Here is a 16,688-nt window from a genome sequence, read left to right on the forward strand (position 1 = left end):
TGTTCGTTGAACACGCGCTACTTGTCGACTTAGTGTCCTGTTCGGAAGAGTCCAAGGAACAGACACACCCTTAACCCTAAACTTCAGGGTTAGGGTTCGGGTCGGCGTGTACGGACCGTCCCAATTTCGGCATCAGTCGTCGCAACGCAGGCCCGCGAGGCGGCGACACGTAACTCGAGGCGAGAGGCCTTCGACGTGGCAGCACCGCAGAACTACCTCGCAGTCATCAAGGTCATCGGTGTCGGCGGCGGTGGTGTCAATGCCATCAACCGAATGATCGAGGTCGGTCTCAAGGGCGTCGAGTTCATCGCCATCAACACGGACGCCCAGGCGCTGTTGATGAGCGACGCCGACGTCAAGCTCGACGTCGGCCGTGAACTCACCCGGGGCCTCGGCGCCGGCGCCAACCCGGCCGTCGGCCGGAAGGCGGCAGAGGACCACCGCGAGGAGATCGAAGAGGTCCTCAAGGGGGCCGACATGGTCTTCGTCACCGCCGGCGAAGGCGGCGGCACCGGCACCGGCGGCGCACCCGTCGTCGCCAACATCGCACGCTCGCTGGGTGCCCTGACGATCGGTGTGGTCACCCGGCCGTTCACCTTCGAGGGCCGGCGCCGCGCGAACCAGGCGGAGGACGGCATCGCCGAGCTCCGCGAAGAGGTCGACACCCTCATCGTCATCCCCAACGACCGACTGCTGTCCATCTCGGACCGCCAGGTCAGCGTGCTCGACGCCTTCAAGTCGGCCGACCAGGTCCTGCTCTCCGGCGTCCAGGGCATCACCGACCTCATCACCACCCCCGGCCTGATCAACCTCGACTTCGCGGACGTCAAGTCCGTGATGTCCGAGGCCGGCTCGGCCCTGATGGGCATCGGCTCGGCCCGCGGCGACGACCGCGCGGTGGCCGCCGCCGAGATGGCCATCTCCTCGCCGCTGCTGGAGGCGTCCATCGACGGAGCCCGCGGCGTGCTGCTCTCCATCTCGGGCGGCTCGGACCTCGGTCTCTTCGAGATCAACGAGGCCGCGCAGCTGGTGAGCGAGGCGGCGCACCCCGAGGCGAACATCATCTTCGGCGCCGTCATTGACGACGCGCTCGGCGACGAGGTACGGGTCACCGTCATCGCGGCCGGGTTCGACGGCGGACAGCCCCCGGCCCGCCGGGACAACGTCATCGGCGCCGCGTCCACCAAGCGCGAGGAGCCGGCCCCGGCGCCGGTCCGCGCGGCCGAGCCGGTCCGCCCGGCCTTCGGCGGACTCGGCACCGTCACCCCGCGTGAGGACCCGCCGGCTCCGGTCGAGCCGGAGCCGGTCAACGAGTTCCCGCCGCCGGCCCAGGTCCCGACGGCCCGTCCGTACCAGGACAGCCCGGCCGAGGAGCTGGATGTCCCGGACTTCTTGAAGTGACCCTGGGACAGCACAACGAGAACGGCGCGCACTTCGCCTTCACCGACAGGTGGGGCGGGGTGAGCGCCGTTCCGTACGAGGAGCTCAATCTCGGCGGCGCGGTCGGAGACGACCCGGCCGCCGTTCGTGCGAACCGGGCGATCGCGGCGAAGTCCCTGGGCGTGGCTCCCGAGCTGGTCGTCTGGATGAACCAGGTGCACGGCCGGGACGTCGCGGTGGTGGACGGCCCCTGGGACTCCGATCAGGAGATTCCGAAGGTGGACGCGGTGGTGACCGCGCGGCGGGGGCTCGTCCTCGCGGTGCTCACCGCCGACTGCGTGCCCGTCCTGCTGGCCGATCCGGTCGCCGGGGTCGTGGGCGCCGCCCACGCCGGACGGCCGGGGCTGGTCGCCGGGGTGGTGCCCGCCGCGGTCGAGGCGATGACCGCCCTCGGGGCCGACCCCGGGCGCATGGTCGCCCGTACGGGACCCGCGGTCTGCGGCCGGTGCTACGAAGTGCCGGCCGAGATGCGGGCGGCGGTCGCCGAGGTGGTGCCGGCCGCGTGGGCCGAGACCAGCTGGGGGACACCCGCCGTCGACGTGGTCGCCGGAGTGCACGCGCAACTGGCCGGGGCGGGGGTGGCGCGGACCGACCGCTCCGCGTTCTGCACACTGGAGTCGCGGGACCACTTCTCGTACCGCCGCGACCGGGTGACCGGGCGGCTTGCCGGATATGTCTGGTTGACAGAGCCTTCCCGGGGGACGACCCCCGGACCCCCGGGGGAAAAGAAGAATGACGGATCGTAAGGCCGAGCTCGCCGAGAACCTCGCGCGGGTGGAGGAACGTATCTCGTCCGCCTGCGCGGCGGCGGGGCGGGCGCGGGAGGAGGTGACCCTGATCGTGGTCACCAAGACCTACCCGGCGAGCGACGTACGACTGCTGGCGGACCTGGGTGTCCGTCATGTTGCGGAAAATCGCGACCAGGACGCCGCCCCCAAGGCCGCGGCCTGCGCGGATCTGCCGCTCAGCTGGCACTTCGTCGGCCAGTTGCAGACGAACAAAGTCCGTTCCGTGGCGGGATACGCGCATGTGGTGCAGTCGGTCGACCGGCCCAAGCTGGTGAACGCGCTCTCGGCGGCGGCCTCGGCCGCGGGACGGGAGCTGGGGTGCCTCGTGCAGATCGCCCTCGACGCCGAGTCGGGGGAGCGGGGAGCCCGGGGAGGGGCGGCGCCCGACCTGCTCCCGGAGTTGGCGGACCTCGTGGCCGCCGCGCCGGGGCTGCGGATCGACGGTCTCATGACGGTGGCTCCGCTGGCCGGGCCGTACGCGGGCCGCGAACAGGCGGCCTTCGAGCGGCTGATGGAATTGTCATCCGGCCTGCGCGCCGACCATCCTGCTGCCACGATGGTCTCGGCGGGAATGAGCGCAGACCTGGAACAGGCCGTGCTGGCGGGTGCGACACATGTACGCGTCGGCACTGCGGTACTCGGCGCGAGACCCCGGCTCGGGTAACGTCGCGAAGAAAGTCGGACCACAGCAGAAAATATGGTCATTTCCGCTGATGAGCGGACAGACCACGTGGATCGCGGGCAGTTGGTGACTTTGGTGACACAGCGACACCTGCGACAGGGCGATCCACCACAGAGCGGAGGACTCGGAGAATGGCCGGCGCGATGCGCAAGATGGCGGTCTACCTCGGCCTCGTGGAGGACGACCGGTACGACAACCCGGGGTACGACCCCGATGACGAGTTCGAGCCCGAGCCGGAGCCGGAGCGGTCCCGCGAGGGACACCGCCGCCAGCAGCCCGCGCACCAAACGCCCGTATCGGACGAACCGGTACGAGTGGCACAGCCTCCGGCACAGCGGGAACCCATCCCGATGCCGGTGGAAAGCGGACGTCCGGCGCGAATCGCACCCGTGGCATCCATCACACCTGACCGCACCAACATGGAGAAGAACGCCCCCGTGATCATGCCCAAGGTCGTCTCCGAGCGGGAGCCGTACCGCATCACGACGCTGCACCCCCGGACCTACAACGAGGCCCGTACCATCGGGGAACACTTCCGTGAGGGCACTCCGGTGATCATGAACCTCACGGAGATGGACGACACCGACGCGAAGCGTCTGGTCGACTTCGCCGCCGGCCTCGTGTTCGGCCTGCACGGCAGCATTGAACGCGTGACACAGAAGGTGTTCCTGCTGTCGCCTGCTAACGTCGATGTCACGGCGGAGGACAAGGCCCGCATCGCGGAGGGCGGGTTCTTCAACCAAAGCTAGACCGATCCGTCAGATACGGGACCGGGAACAGAGCGGGAGCAGGGGAGAGGGAAGCGCGGGATGGGCGTCGCACTGCAAGTGGTCTACATCGCGCTGATGTGCTTCCTCATCGTGCTGATCTTCCGACTGGTCATGGACTACGTGTTCCAGTTCGCACGTTCATGGACACCCGGCAAGGCGATGGTGGTCGTTCTGGAGGCCACCTACACTGTCACCGATCCACCGCTCAAGCTTCTTCGGCGTTTCATTCCGCCGTTGCGTCTCGGGGGCGTGGCACTCGACCTGTCCTTCTTCGTTCTGATGATCATCGTTTACATCCTCATCAGTTTCGTGAGCACCGCTGCGAGAAGCGTGTGAACGATGTGCTTCCCCGCAGGCGCGGGGACAGTCCCGATACGGTCTTGCCGACTGCCGACGACTACGTAGAGGTGAAGAAGACATGCCGCTGACTCCCGAGGACGTGCGGAACAAGCAGTTCACGACCGTCCGCCTCCGAGAAGGCTATGACGAGGACGAGGTCGATGCCTTCCTCGACGAGGTCGAATCCGAGCTGACGCGCCTGCTGCGCGAGAACGAGGACCTGCGCGCCAAGCTGGCTGCCGCCACTCGCGCCGCCGCGCAGAACCAGCAGCAGCAGGGCATGCGCAAGCCGGAACCCCAGGACCAGCGTGGCCCCGGCGCCCCCGTGCCCGCGGCCATATCCGGCCCGCCGCAGCAGCAGCAGCAGCAGCAGATGGGCCCGCCCCAGCTGCCCGGCGGCCAGCCGCAGCTCCCGGCCGGCCCCGGTGGACACGGACCGCAGGGTCCGGGCCCGATGGGCGGCCCCATGCAGCAGCACAGCATGGGCGGCCAGCAGCAGCAGATGGGCCAGCAGCAGCAGATGGGCCAGCAGCCCATGCAGCAGCAGTCCATGGGCGGACAGAACCCGCTCGGCCAGCCGATGGGCCAGCAGATGCAGCCCATGGGTCAGCAGATGCAGCCGATGGGCCAGCAGATGCACCCGCAGCACCAGCAGCAGCTCCCGCAGCAGGGCCCCGGCGGCGACAGCGCCGCCCGCGTCCTGTCGCTCGCGCAGCAGACCGCCGACCAGGCGATCGCGGAGGCCCGCTCCGAGGCCAACAAGATCGTCGGCGAGGCCCGTTCGCGTGCCGAGGGCCTGGAGCGGGACGCCCGCGCCAAGGCCGACGCGCTGGAGCGGGACGCGCAGGAGAAGCACCGCGTCGCGATGGGCTCCCTGGAGTCCGCCCGCGCCACGCTGGAGCGCAAGGTCGAGGACCTGCGGGGCTTCGAGCGCGAGTACCGTACGCGTCTGAAGTCCTACCTGGAGTCGCAGCTGCGCCAGCTGGAGACCCAGGCCGACGACTCCCTCGCCCCGCCGCGCAACCCGGCCGGCCCGGCCCTGCCGCCGTCGCCGACCCCGTCCATGGCTCCGGCCGGCGCGATGGGCCACTCGATGAGCAACCCGTCGATGGGCGGCCCGTCCCCCATGGGCGGTCCCTCCCCGATGGGTGGCCCGTCCCCGATGGGTGCCGGTCCGTCCTACGGCGGCCAGCAGCAGATGTCCCCGGCGATGACGCAGCCGATGGCTCCGGTGCGGCCCGTCGCTCCGCAGCCGATGCAGGCGCCCTCTCCCATGCGGGGCTTCCTGATCGACGAGGACGACAACTAGGCGCCGCCGCCCCTCGCGTCGGCAGTCGCTTCACGGGCCGGGCCCGGTTCCCCTCAGGGGGTGCCGGGCCCGGCCCGTTCCCGTACCCGGCCGCACGCCGCCGCCGGGGGAACGCACGGCCCGCACCCCGCCGTCTGGGGAACGCGAAGCGGCCCGCACCCCCCGGCAGGGAGGTGCGGGCCGCTCGGGGCCGGTGGGCGGTTACGCCTTGCGGAGGCGGAACGCCAGGCCGAGGGCCTCGTCCGTGAACGGCTCGCCGTACGCCGCGTCCGCCTCGCCGGACGCGTAGTCCGTCGCCAGGACCTCGTCCGCGATGAGCTCCGCGTGGTCCGTCAGGGCCGTCACGACCTCCGGGTCCTCGGAGGACCAGCGCAGGGCGATCCGGTCCGCCACGTCCAGGCCGGAGTTCTTCCGGGCCTCCTGGATCAGGCGGATCGCGTCACGCGCCAGACCCGCCAGCCGCAGCTCCGGGGTGATCTCCAGGTCCAGCGCGACCGTCGCACCGGAGTCCGAGGCCACCGACCAGCCCTCGCGGGGGGTCTCGGTGATGATGACCTCCTCCGGGGTGAGGGTCACCGTCTCGCCGTTCACCTCGACCGTGGCCCCGCCGGAGCGCAGCGCCAGGGACAGCGCCGCCGCGTCCGCCGCGGCCACGGCCTTCGCCACGTCCTGGACGCCCTTGCCGAAGCGCTTGCCCAGCGCCCGGAAGTTGGCCTTCGCCGTGGTGTCGACCAGCGAGCCGCCGACCTCCGACAGGGAGGCCAGCGAGGAGACGTTCAGCTCCTCCGTGATCTGGGCCTGGAGCTCGGGGGACAGGGCGTCGAAGCCGACGGCCCCGACCAGCGCGCGCGACAGCGGCTGACGGGTCTTGACGCCCGACTCCGCACGCGTCGCCCGGCCCAGCTCCACGAGGCGGCGTACCAGCTGCATGTGCTGGGACAGCGCCGGGTCCACGGCCGAGGTGTCCGCGACCGGCCAGGTGGACAGGTGCACCGACTCCGGCGCGTCCGGCGTGACCGGGACGATCATGTCCTGCCAGACCCGCTCCGTGATGAACGGGGTCAGCGGGGCCATCAGGCGGGTGACCGTCTCCACGACGTCGTGGAGGGTGCGCAGGGCCGAGGCGTCACCCTGCCAGAACCGGCGCCGCGAGCGGCGCACGTACCAGTTCGACAGGTCGTCGACGAAGGAGGACAGGAGCTTGCCGGCGCGCTGGGTGTCGTACGACTCCATCGCGTCGGTGACCTCGGAGACGAGCGTGTTCAGCTCCGAGAGCAGCCAGCGGTCCAGCACCGTGCGGTCGGCCGGCGCCGGGTCCGAGGCCGAGGGCGCCCAGTTCGACGTACGGGCGTACAGCGCCTGGAAGGCGACCGTGTTCCAGTACGTGAGGAGCGTCTTGCGGACGACCTCCTGGATCGTGCCGTGGCCCACGCGCCGCGCCGCCCACGGGGAGCCGCCGGCCGCCATGAACCAGCGCACCGCGTCCGCGCCGTGCTGGTCCATGAGCGGGATGGGCTGGAGGATGTTGCCCAGGTGCTTGGACATCTTCCGGCCGTCCTCGGCGAGGATGTGGCCCAGGCAGACCACGTTCTCGTACGCGGACTTGTCGAAGACGAGCGTGCCGACGGCCATGAGGGTGTAGAACCACCCGCGCGTCTGGTCGATGGCCTCGGAGATGAACTGCGCCGGGTAGCGCTGCTCGAAGATCTCCTTGTTCTTGTACGGGTAGCCCCACTGCGCGAACGGCATCGAGCCCGAGTCGTACCAGGCGTCGATGACCTCGGGCACGCGGACGGCTTCGAGCGAGCAGCCCTCGGCGGTGCAGGTGAAGGTGACCTCGTCGATGAACGGGCGGTGCGGGTCCAGCTCCGAGTGGTCCTGCCCGGACAGCTCGCTCAGCTCGGCGCGGGAGCCGACGCAGGTGAGGTGGTTCTCCTCGCAGCGCCAGATCGGCAGCGGGGTGCCCCAGTAGCGGTTGCGGGACAGGGCCCAGTCGATGTTGTTGTTCAGCCAGTCGCCGAAGCGGCCCTGCTTGACCGAGTCCGGGAACCAGTTCGTCTTCTCGTTCTCCCGCAGCATCGCGTCCTTGACGGCGGTGGTGCGGACGTACCAGGACGGCTGGGCGTAGTAGAGCAGCGCGGTGTGGCAGCGCCAGCAGTGCGGGTAGCTGTGCTCGTAGGCGATGTGCTTGAAGAGCAGGCCGCGCGCGTCCAGGTCGGCGGTCAGCTTCTCGTCGGCCTTCTTGAAGAAGACGCCGCCGACCAGCGGGACCTCCTCCTCGAAGGTGCCGTCGGGGCGGACCGGGTTCACGACGGGCAGGCCGTACGCGCGGCAGACCGCGAGGTCGTCGGCGCCGAAGGCGGGGGACTGGTGGACCAGACCGGTGCCGTCCTCGGTCGTGACGTACTCGGCGTTCACGACGTAGTGGGCGGGCGCCGGGAACTCGACGAGGGAGAACGGGCGCTCGTACGTCCAGCGCTCCATCTCCTTGCCGGTGAAGGACTCGCCGGTGGCCTCCCAGCCCTCGCCGAGGGCCTTCTCCAGCAGCGGCTGGGCGACGACGAGCTTCTCCTCGCCGTTGGTCGCGACCACGTAGGTGACGTCCGGGTGCGCGGCCACGGCGGTGTTGGACACCAGGGTCCAGGGGGTGGTCGTCCAGACCAGCAGCGCCGCCTCGCCCGCGAGGGGGCCGGAGGTCAGCGGGAAGCGGACGAAGACCGAGGGGTCCACGACCGTCTCGTAGCCCTGCGCCAGCTCGTGGTCCGAGAGGCCGGTGCCGCAGCGCGGGCACCAGGGGGCCACGCGGTGGTCCTGGGTGAGCAGGCCCTTGTTGAAGATCTCCTTCAGCGACCACCACACGGACTCGACGTACTCGGGGTCCATCGTCCGGTAGGCGTCGTCCAGGTCGACCCAGTAGCCCATCCGCGTCGTGAGCTCGGTGAACGCGTCGGTGTGGCGGGTCACGGACTCGCGGCACTTGTCGTTGAACTCGGCGATGCCGTACGCCTCGATGTCCTGCTTGCCGTTGAAGCCGAGCTCCTTCTCGACGGCGAGCTCGACGGGCAGGCCGTGGCAGTCCCAGCCGGCCTTGCGGGCCACGTGGTAGCCGCGCATGGTGCGGAAGCGGGGGAAGACGTCCTTGAAGACGCGGGCCTCGATGTGGTGCGCACCGGGCATGCCGTTCGCGGTGGGCGGGCCCTCGTAGAACACCCACTCGGGGCGGCCCTCGGACTGTTCCAGGGTCTTTGCGAAGGTCTTGCTCTCGCGCCAGAAGTCGAGGACGGCGTGCTCAAGGGCAGGCAGGTCGACCTGGGCGGGTACCGGGCGGTACTGCGGCGGTGTGGTCATGAGGCTGAACTCTTCCTCCGGCGGGTTGTCACTTCCGTCCGGAGGGACGAGAGCTCGGCAGCTCCCGCGGTACCACCCTCCTTGGCCGCCGGACGGATCCGGTGGCCCCCTCATTGGGGTGCGAAGCCGGTTCTACTTCCCGTACGGGGATCCGTGCGGGATCCGTGACGGCTTTCTTCCGGCGGCTCCGGGGTGATCCTTCGCATCGCGCTCGCCCCCGGGCTCTCACCGTCCCCGGGTCGCTCCTGGCTGCGTCCGACGCTACTCGTCCCCATCCATGCCTTTCGCTGGGCCCAGTGTACGGCCAGGGGGGCAGCCGGCCGACCGGTTATACGGGGCGTGGCGCCGGGGCGGAGGGCGGGGCGGGCGTGACCCGGATGGGCCCGGGCGCGGGTCCGGGATCCGGTGTGACGGGAGTGGCGGATTACCGGGCTTCCGGATGGGCACAACGGATGCAGGTTGACCTCGCAGGATGCGCGCCCCGTTGCCGCGGGGCTGGAGTCGATTTATCGTTCCGGCACGATTCGCGAGCAAAGATCACAGTATGTGAAGGGGCCGCGGCCATGGTGGCGAAGAAGACCGCCGGGACTACCAAGAAGGCTGTCGGGAAGGTCGCCGAGGTCGAGGCTCCCGCCGGGAAGGCGGCTGTCCGGAAGGTACCGGCGAAGAAGGCGCCGGCGAAGAAGGCGCCCGCGAAGAAGGCACCGGCCAAAACGGCACCGACGAAGAAGGCACCGGCCAAGAAGGCGGCCGCCAGATCGGCACCGGCCAAGAAGGCACCGGCCAAGAAGGCGGCCGCCAGATCGGCACCGGCCGAAACGGCGTCCGCCGAAACGGCGCCGGCCAGAACCGCACCGGCCAAGACCGCACCGGACGCGAAGAAGGCACCCGCGAAGAAGTCGGCGCCCGCCAAGAAGGCGGCCGCCGTGAGGACGACGGCGAAGAAGGCCACGGCCAAGCCGGCCGCGGCCGAGGGGGCGGCGCAGGCCGCGTCAGAGACGGGAGCCCGGAAAGTGGTTGCCAAGAAGAGCACCGGTACGTCCAGGAAGACGGCTGCGGCCGCGAGCAGCGGGTTGCCGAAGGTGAAGGTGGCCGGCCCGGGCGAGCTCCCCGTACGCCCCGGAGAGGACCCCTGGACGCCCGAGGAGGTCGACGAGGCCCGGGCCGAGCTGGAGAGCGAGGTGCTGCGGCTGCGGGCCGAGTTGCAGGCCTCCGACGAGGCCATCTCGGGCCTCATGCGGGACTCGGGCGACGGCGCGGGCGACGACCAGGCCGACACGGGCACCAAGAACATCACCCGGGAGTCCGAACTGGCCCTCGCGGCGAACGCGAACTCGATGCTGGAGCAGACGGAGCGCGCCCTGGAACGCCTGGACGCGGGCACGTACGGGCTCTGCGAGAACTGCGGCAAGCCCATCGGGAAGGCCAGGATGCAGGCGTTCCCCCGGGCCACGCTGTGCGTGGACTGCAAGCAGAAGCAGGAGCGGCGGCACTAGCCGGGCGGTGGACGGGTGCCCTGACGTACCCTCGTGTCTCGTCAGGGTCCAGGAAACCTTGCAGGGCGGTGTCGTCGGCAACCTGGTTCGCGCTAGTTCGAGGGACTCACGTGGCAGAGGCGGAGCGCATCATCGGTACGCCGGAGGTCGGAGACGACACCCAGCCGGAGTCTGCCGGGCCCAAGGGGCATCGGCGGATCGCGGCGCTCCTGGTGGTGGCGGTGCTGGCCTACCTGATCGACCTCGGCAGCAAGATGCTGGTCGTGGCGAAGCTGGAGCACCAGCAGCCGATCGAGGTCGTCGGCGACCTGCTGAAGCTCTCGGCCATCCGCAACCCCGGCGCCGCCTTCGGCTTCGGCGAGGCCTTCACGATCATCTTCACCTGCATCGCGGCCACCGTGATCGTGGTGATCGTGCGGCTGGCGCGCAAGCTGTACAGCCTGCCGTGGGCGATCGCGCTGGGCCTGCTGCTGGGCGGTGCGCTGGGCAACCTGACCGACCGGATCTTCCGGTCGCCGGGCGTGTTCCGGGGCGCGGTCGTCGACTTCATCGCGCCTGCCCACTTCGCCGTCTTCAACCTCGCGGACTCCGCCATCGTGTGCGGCGGGATCCTGATCGTCCTGCTGTCGTTCAGGGGGCTGGACCCGGACGGGACCGTCCACAAGGACTGAGCGCGGGAATGCTCTCCTGCCGAGTCCTGCATACTCGACAGGTGAGTACGATTCCCGAGATCCGCACCCTGCCCGTTCCCGATGGCCTCGAGGGCGAGCGCGTCGACGCCGCCATCGCCCGTATGTTCGGATTTTCCCGGACGAAGGCGGCCGAGCTCGCGGCCGCGGGGAAGGTGTCGGTCGACGGCAGTGTCGTCGGGAAGTCCGAGCGTGTGCACGGTGGCGCCTGGCTCGAAGTCGAGATGCCCGCGCCGCCGCGGCCGGTCGAACTCGTGGCCGAGCCGGTCCCGGGCATGGAGATCGTCCATGACGACGACGACATCGTCGTCATCATGAAGCCGGTGGGCGTGGCCGCCCACCCGAGCCCCGGCTGGACCGGCACCACCGTCATCGGCGGCCTCGCCGCCGCCGGCTACCGGATCTCCACCTCCGGCGCGTCCGAGCGCCAGGGCATCGTCCACCGCCTCGACGTCGGCACCTCCGGCCTGATGGCCGTCGCGAAGTCGGAGCGCGCGTACACCTCGCTGAAGAACCAGTTCCGCGAGCGCGTCGTCGACAAGCGCTACCACGCGCTGGTCCAGGGCCACCCCGACCCGATGAGCGGCACCATCGACGCGCCCATCGGCCGTCACCCCAGTGCCGACTACAAGTGGGCCGTGACCCAGGAGGGCAAGCCCTCCGTCACCCACTACGACCTGATCGAGGCCTTCCGCGCCGCCTCGCTGCTGGACATCAAGCTGGAGACCGGGCGTACGCACCAGATCCGCGTGCACATGTCCGCGCACCGCCACCCCTGCGTCGGCGACCTGACCTACGGGGCCGACCCGACCGTGGCCAAGCGGCTGGGGCTGACCCGGCAGTGGCTGCACGCCGTACGGCTCGGCTTCGAGCACCCGTCGGACGGGCAGTGGGTCGAGTTCGAGAGCGGCTACCCGGCGGACCTCCAGCACGCGCTGGACGTGATCCGCGCGGAGAGCGAGTGACCTCCTTCACCGTCCGGGTGGCCTCCTCGGAGGCCGACATGGCGTCCTGCTTCGCGGTGCGCACCGAGGTGTTCGTGGTCGAGCAGTGCGTACCTGAGTCGATCGAGTACGACGCCTACGACGCGATCGCGGTGCACGTGCTGGCCGAGGGCCCGGACGGGCCGCTCGGCACGGGCCGGCTGCTGCACGGGCCGGACGCGCTGGGCAAGACGGGCTCCCTGGAGGTCGGCTCGCTGGGGCGGCTGGCCGTCAGCGCCGCCGCCCGCGGGCTGGGCGTCGGAGTGGCGCTGGTCCGGGCGATCGAGGCGGAGGCCGCCGCGCTGGGGCTGACCGCCGTCGACCTGGGAGCGCAGACGCATGCGCTGGGCTTCTACGAGCGGCTCGGCTACGAGGCCTACGGGCCGGAGTTCCAGGACGCCGGCATCCCGCACCGGGCGATGCGGCGCCCGCTGAGCTAGCTCCCGACACGCGGGTTCGGCCCCCTCCCCGCGCGGCCCGGCGGCAGCGGCCTGGCAGGGTTGGTGTCGTGGATCAGCTTGCACTGCTGTTCGTCCTGTTGCTCGGGGCCGTGGTGACCGTGCCGCTCGGGGACCGGCTCGGGCTGCCCTCGCCCGTGCTCATGACCATCGGCGGGGTGGTGCTGGCCCTGGTGCCGGCCGTGCCGAACGTCGACATCCCGCCCGAGTACATCCTGCCGCTGGTACTGCCGCCCCTGCTGTACGCCTCCGTGCAGCGCACCTCCTGGCGCCAGTTCGCCGCCAACGTACGGCCCATCCTGCTGCTGGCCGTGGCCCTGGTGTTCGTCACCACGGCCGCGGTGGCGGCGGTCGCGCACGCCATCGTGCCGGGGCTGCCCCTCCTGGCCGCCGTCGCGCTCGGCGCGCTCGTCGCCCCGCCCGACCCCGTCGCGGCCACCGCCGTCGCCGGGGCGCTCGGGCTGCCGCGCCGGATGGTGTCCATCCTGGAGGGCGAGGGGCTCTTCAACGACGTCACCGCCATCGTGCTCTACCACGTGGCCATCGCCGCCACCGTCAGCGGCAGCTTCTCCTGGCCCGACGCGCTCGGGGAGTTCGTGCTCTCCGCCGTGGTTGCCGTCGCGGTGGGACTCGGGCTCGGCTGGGCCGCGAACCGGCTCATGGGCCGGCTGGAGGAGGCCACCTTGCAGATCGGGCTGACGCTGCTGGTGCCGTTCGTGGCGTACGTGGTCGCGGAGGAACTCCAGGGCTCCGGGGTGCTGGCCGTGCTGACCACCGCGCTGTTCCTCGCCGAGTACGCGACCGACGCCGACGACGTGCTCGGGCGCCTCGCCGGGCACACCTTCTGGGAAGTCGTCGACATGCTGGTCACCGGGGTCGCCTTCGGCCTGATCGGGCTGGAGCTGCACAACGTGTTCGGGGTCGCCCGGGGCCGCGAGTGGGTGATGGCCGGGTGGGCGGCGACCGTGATCGCGGTGGTGGTCGGCGTACGGCTGCTGTGGCTGCTGCCGGCCGGCTGGCTGGCCAAGAAGCTGCACGGGCGGCGCGACTACGACGAGGAGATCCCGCTGAGCTGGCGGGAGAGCGTGGTCATGTGGTGGGCCGGGATGCGCGGGGTGGCCTCCGTGGCGCTGGCGCTGGCCATCCCGCTCAAGGTGGACGGCGGGGACCCCTTCCCGGCCCGGGACCAGATCATCTTCATCGCCTTCGCCGTGATCATGGCCACGCTGGTCTGCCAGGGCCTGACCCTGCCCTGGCTGGTGCGCCGGCTCGGGGTGGAGGCCGACACCGACGCGGAGCGGGAGACCGAGCGGCTGCTGGCGATCCGCGCCGCGAAGGCCGCGAAACGACGGCTGCGGGAGATCGAGGAGGTGGAGCAGCTGCCGGAGGACCTGGTGGAGACCCTGTACCGGCGGGCCTACGACGTGGGGGCCAGGATCAGCCCCGACATGGTCGACGAGGAGCGGCGGGAGGCGTACGCGAAGCGGGTGGAGCGGATCCGGGACGTCCAGCGGATCCAGCGCGAGATGATGTCCGCCGCCCGGCACGAGGTGCTGGCCGCACGCAGCGAGCCGGGGGCGGACCCGGAGATCGTGGACCGCGTGCTGCGCCACCTGGACGTGCGCAGCCTGCGCAGCTAAGGGGCGGTCGGCGGCTGCACCGCGTCGGCCGTGGTGACGTGCGGGAGGGCGTACGGGTGGTTGGCCACCAGCCAGGCGATCAGGCGCTCGCGCACCACGCACCGTACGGTCCACACGTCGTCGGCGTCCTTCGCGGTGACCGTCGCGCGGACCTGGATGGTGTTCGGGGTGGTGTCGGTGACGACCAGGCCGCTCGCGCGGCCGTCCCACTCCGGGGTCTCCTTGAGGATCTCCGACAGCTGCTCGCGGAGCAGGGGGACCGGCGCCGAGTGGTCCAGGTGAAGGAAGACGGTGCCGGTCATCTGCGCGCCGCCGCGCGACCAGTTCTCGTACGGCTTGCTGGTGAAGTACGAGACCGGCATCGTGATCCGGCGCTCGTCCCAGGTACGGACCACGAGGAAGGTCAGGGTGATCTCCTCGACCTTGCCCCACTCGTCGTCCACCACCACCGTGTCGCCGATGCGGACGGTGTCGCCGAAGGCGATCTGGAGTCCGGCGAAGAGGTTGCTCAGGGAGGACTGCGCGGCGATGCCCGCCACGATGCCCAGCACGCCCGCCGAAGCCAGCATGGAGGCGCCGACCGTGCGCATCGCGGGGAACGTCAGCAGCATGGCGGCGAGCGCGACCACCACGACCACGGCTGTGACCACCCGCTGGATCAGCGTGACCTGGGTGCGGACCCGGCGGACCCGGGCGTCGTCCGGGGCGCCGGCCGCGTAGCGCGCGTACGAGGAGTCGACGACCGCCGTGGCGATCCGCACCAGCAGCCATGCCGTCGAGGCGATCAGGACCAGGGTGAGCGCCCGGCCCACCCCCTCCTTGTGGTCCGGCAGGATGCGCGACTGGACGTACGAGCCTCTGAGGAGGGCCGTGCACAGCACGATCTGGAAGGGCGACCGGCAGCGGCGCAGCAGCCCCCACAGGGGCGTTTCGCTGTGCCGCGCGTCGGCCCGGCGCAGCAGCCGGTCCAGCAGCCACCCGGCGAGCGCGGTGACCACCAGCGAGCCGCCGATGACCGCGACGGGGCGCAGGACGTTCTCCATATCCATGCCCGTGAACCTAACCGGAAGGGGGCCCCGGAAACTGGCACGATGGGGGTATGAACATCATGCTCTTCCATTCGACGTACGGGCTGCGGCCCGCAGTGCACGCGGCGGCCGACCGGCTGCGCGCGGCGGGGCACCAGGTCCAGGTGCCCGACCTCTTCGAGGGGCGTACGTTCGGGAGCGTCGAGGAGGGCATGGCCCACCAGGACGAGATCGGCCGTGACGAGCTGCTGCGGCGCGCGATCCTGGCCGCCGCCCCCTACTCGGACCAGGGTCTGGTCTACGCCGGCTTCTCCTTCGGCGCTTCGATGGCGCAGCACCTCGCGCTGCACGACGCGAAGGCGCGCGGGCTGCTGCTCCTGCACGGGACGTCGGACCTGGAGGAGGACGCCTCGGCGGACGAGCTGCCGGTGCAGCTGCACGTCGCGGACCCGGACCCCTTCGAGCCGCACGACTGGCTGACGGCCTGGTACCTGCGGATGCGCAGGGCCGGGGCGGACGTGGAGGTCCACAGCTACCCGGGGGCCGGCCACCTGTTCACGGACCCGGAGCTCGACGACTACGACGCCGAGGCCGCCGAGCAGACCTGGAAGGTCGCGCTGTCCTTCCTCGACGGACTGTAGGACGCGGGCGCCGCGCGCAGGGGCCCGGCCAGGCGGATGCCTGACCGGGCCCCTGTCACGTGCGCCGGGTGCGTCAGGCCCGGTACGCCGTCCACATGCTCTTCATGCGCGACACCTGACCGGTCGTGAACTGGTACATGCAGGAGTCGTACGTGTAGTCCATGAAGTTGTGGATCGGGTCCACACCGCTGGCGCCGCAGGTGTCACGGCCCGTCGGGCACTCGAACGCCGCGCTCTTCTCGGCCGGGGTGTCGGAGACCGAGTCGCCGCTGCCCGAGCAGCCGCCCTGGAAGGTGTGGTAGAGGCCGAGCCAGTGGCCGACCTCGTGGGTCCCCGTGTCGCCCTCGTTGTAGTTGGCGGCGGAGCCGCCGGGGATCGAGGAGTTGAGGATGACCACGCCGTCCATCTTGGGCTGGGACGCGTAGGAGCTGGGGAAGGTGGCCCAGCCGAGCAGTCCGCCGCCGAGGTTGGCGGTGTAGAGGTTCAGCGCGTTCTTGCCGCCCTTGCGCAGGGTGTTCTTCATGTCCTTCTCGGCCTGGGTGCCGTCCGAGACGTTGTACCAGGCGGCGTTGTCCGTGTAGTCCGTGCCGGCCAGGCTGAACTGGAAGCCGGAGTTCACGTTGCCGCTGCCCTGTCCGGCGTAGGCGGCGTTGAGGACCGAGATCTGGCTGTTGATCTGGGCGGACGTCAGCTTGCCGGTGGTCCCGGAGGTGATGACGTGCACGTAGACCGGGATGGTCGTGGTGGCGGCGGCGCGGGCTCTCATGCCGTCCAGCTGCTGCGGGGTCGACTGGCCCAGCTTCTTCTTCAGGTCGGCGTCCATGGCCTTGACCTGGGCGTCCGTCACCTCGTTGGGGTCGGCCGCGTGGTGGTCCTGCGGGCGGGCCACGCGGGCGTTGGCCGCGGTGTCCGTCGACTGGCCCGTCGCACAGGCCTCGGCAGGGGTCTTCGCCGCGGAGGCGGCGGCCACGGTGGTGGGGGCCGTGAGGGGGGCGAACGCCAGGGTTCCGGCCAGAACGGCCGTACCCATGAGGCGGCGGCGGAGAAGGGGGGATATGCGGGCGACTGCGCGCACGT

16 protein-coding genes are annotated in these 16,688 nt (G+C 70.9%); 12 read left to right on the forward strand and 4 right to left on the reverse strand.

All coding sequences use genetic code 11. From position 1 onward, the window contains the following. Positions 1-195 precede the first annotated feature (195 nt). From ftsZ to ACZ4TG_RS23830, 6 genes are all read left to right on the forward strand, one after another. Positions 196-1,401 carry a cell division protein FtsZ gene (gene ftsZ, locus ACZ4TG_RS23805; RefSeq protein WP_468165997.1) on the forward strand — a complete coding sequence of 402 codons (1,206 nt, stop codon included), beginning with the start codon at positions 196-198 and terminating at the stop codon, positions 1,399-1,401. Then, positions 1,398-2,186: a peptidoglycan editing factor PgeF gene (gene pgeF / locus ACZ4TG_RS23810; protein WP_468165999.1), complete on the forward strand. Its 789-nt coding sequence runs from the start codon at positions 1,398-1,400 to the stop codon at positions 2,184-2,186. Before ftsZ ends, pgeF begins: the two co-directional genes overlap by 4 nt. Next, positions 2,173-2,892, forward strand: a complete 720-nt coding sequence (locus ACZ4TG_RS23815) for a YggS family pyridoxal phosphate-dependent enzyme (RefSeq protein WP_468166001.1) — start codon at positions 2,173-2,175, stop codon at positions 2,890-2,892. The genes pgeF and ACZ4TG_RS23815 overlap by 14 nt, the downstream gene beginning before the upstream one ends. Positions 2,893-3,041: 149 nt before the next feature. Further along, on the forward strand, positions 3,042-3,659 hold the full coding sequence (locus ACZ4TG_RS23820) for a cell division protein SepF (RefSeq protein ID WP_468166003.1): 618 nt from the start codon (positions 3,042-3,044) through the stop codon (positions 3,657-3,659). A 60-nt stretch (positions 3,660-3,719) separates the two neighbouring features. Continuing rightward, positions 3,720-4,016, forward strand: a complete 297-nt coding sequence (locus ACZ4TG_RS23825; RefSeq protein ID WP_030155988.1) for a YggT family protein — start codon at positions 3,720-3,722, stop codon at positions 4,014-4,016. A gap of 82 nt (positions 4,017-4,098) precedes the next feature. After that, entirely contained in the window at positions 4,099-5,328 is a 1,230-nt protein-coding gene (locus ACZ4TG_RS23830) for a DivIVA domain-containing protein (protein ID WP_468166005.1), read from the forward strand. Between the two features lie 201 nt (positions 5,329-5,529). Here ACZ4TG_RS23830 and ileS read toward each other — a convergent pair whose 3' ends face one another. Continuing rightward, the gene (gene ileS / locus ACZ4TG_RS23835; RefSeq protein ID WP_468166007.1) at positions 5,530-8,676 is read right to left on the reverse strand and encodes an isoleucine--tRNA ligase; all 3,147 of its coding nucleotides are present in this window, start codon (positions 8,674-8,676) and stop codon (positions 5,530-5,532) included. A 424-nt stretch (positions 8,677-9,100) separates the two neighbouring features. After that, entirely contained in the window at positions 9,101-9,628 is a 528-nt protein-coding gene (locus ACZ4TG_RS23840; RefSeq protein WP_468166009.1) for a pentapeptide repeat-containing protein, read from the reverse strand. Here ACZ4TG_RS23840 and ACZ4TG_RS23845 point away from each other — a divergent pair. The 5 genes from ACZ4TG_RS23845 to ACZ4TG_RS23865 all read left to right on the forward strand — a co-directional run bounded on the left by ACZ4TG_RS23845 (position 9,603) and on the right by ACZ4TG_RS23865 (position 13,942). Then, the gene (locus ACZ4TG_RS23845) at positions 9,603-10,172 is read left to right on the forward strand and encodes a TraR/DksA family transcriptional regulator (protein ID WP_468166011.1); all 570 of its coding nucleotides are present in this window, start codon (positions 9,603-9,605) and stop codon (positions 10,170-10,172) included. The two genes, ACZ4TG_RS23840 and ACZ4TG_RS23845, sit on opposite strands and share 26 nt — an antisense overlap. 110 nt (positions 10,173-10,282) lie before the next feature. After that, on the forward strand, positions 10,283-10,843 hold the full coding sequence (lspA, locus tag ACZ4TG_RS23850; protein WP_468166013.1) for a signal peptidase II: 561 nt from the start codon (positions 10,283-10,285) through the stop codon (positions 10,841-10,843). 41 nt (positions 10,844-10,884) lie between these two features. Further along, on the forward strand, positions 10,885-11,826 hold the full coding sequence (locus ACZ4TG_RS23855) for an RluA family pseudouridine synthase (RefSeq protein ID WP_468166015.1): 942 nt from the start codon (positions 10,885-10,887) through the stop codon (positions 11,824-11,826). 38 nt (positions 11,827-11,864) lie between these two features. Continuing rightward, entirely contained in the window at positions 11,865-12,284 is a 420-nt protein-coding gene (locus ACZ4TG_RS23860; protein ID WP_468166187.1) for a GNAT family N-acetyltransferase, read from the forward strand. A gap of 68 nt (positions 12,285-12,352) precedes the next feature. Then, positions 12,353-13,942: a Na+/H+ antiporter gene (locus ACZ4TG_RS23865; RefSeq protein WP_468166017.1), complete on the forward strand. Its 1,590-nt coding sequence runs from the start codon at positions 12,353-12,355 to the stop codon at positions 13,940-13,942. Here ACZ4TG_RS23865 and ACZ4TG_RS23870 read toward each other — a convergent pair. Next, a complete protein-coding gene (locus tag ACZ4TG_RS23870; protein WP_468166189.1) occupies positions 13,939-14,985 on the reverse strand; it encodes a mechanosensitive ion channel family protein in 1,047 nt (348 codons plus the stop codon). The two genes, ACZ4TG_RS23865 and ACZ4TG_RS23870, sit on opposite strands and share 4 nt — an antisense overlap. A 56-nt stretch (positions 14,986-15,041) precedes the next feature. Between ACZ4TG_RS23870 and ACZ4TG_RS23875 the strand changes: the two genes are divergently transcribed. Next, the gene (locus ACZ4TG_RS23875; RefSeq protein ID WP_468166019.1) at positions 15,042-15,611 is read left to right on the forward strand and encodes a dienelactone hydrolase family protein; all 570 of its coding nucleotides are present in this window, start codon (positions 15,042-15,044) and stop codon (positions 15,609-15,611) included. A gap of 73 nt (positions 15,612-15,684) precedes the next feature. On the opposite strand, the gene ACZ4TG_RS23880 is transcribed toward ACZ4TG_RS23875, so the two are convergent. Next, positions 15,685-16,641 (reverse strand): zinc metalloprotease, encoded by a 957-nt coding sequence (locus ACZ4TG_RS23880; RefSeq protein ID WP_468166191.1) that lies wholly within the window; start codon positions 16,639-16,641, stop codon positions 15,685-15,687. Positions 16,642-16,688: the final 47 nt, after the last annotated feature.

The sequence above is a fragment of the Streptomyces sp. NPDC028314 genome, from assembly GCF_055565795.1.

Bases quoted from the DNA above. Each gene is read 5' to 3' on its own strand.
- ACZ4TG_RS23815 (WP_468166001.1), top strand. From the start codon at position 2,173: ATGACGGATCGTAAGGCCGAGCTCGCCGAGAACCTCGCGCGGGTGGAG.
- ACZ4TG_RS23820 (WP_468166003.1), top strand. From the start codon at position 3,042: ATGGCCGGCGCGATGCGCAAGATGGCGGTCTACCTCGGCCTCGTGGAG.
- ACZ4TG_RS23825 (WP_030155988.1), top strand. From the start codon at position 3,720: ATGGGCGTCGCACTGCAAGTGGTCTACATCGCGCTGATGTGCTTCCTC.
- ACZ4TG_RS23830 (WP_468166005.1), top strand. From the start codon at position 4,099: ATGCCGCTGACTCCCGAGGACGTGCGGAACAAGCAGTTCACGACCGTC.
- ileS (WP_468166007.1), bottom strand. From the start codon at position 8,676: ATGACCACACCGCCGCAGTACCGCCCGGTACCCGCCCAGGTCGACCTG.
- ACZ4TG_RS23860 (WP_468166187.1), top strand. From the start codon at position 11,865: ATGGCGTCCTGCTTCGCGGTGCGCACCGAGGTGTTCGTGGTCGAGCAG.
- ACZ4TG_RS23870 (WP_468166189.1), bottom strand. From the start codon at position 14,985: ATGGAGAACGTCCTGCGCCCCGTCGCGGTCATCGGCGGCTCGCTGGTG.
- ACZ4TG_RS23875 (WP_468166019.1), top strand. From the start codon at position 15,042: ATGAACATCATGCTCTTCCATTCGACGTACGGGCTGCGGCCCGCAGTG.
- ACZ4TG_RS23880 (WP_468166191.1), bottom strand. From the start codon at position 16,641: ATGGGTACGGCCGTTCTGGCCGGAACCCTGGCGTTCGCCCCCCTCACG.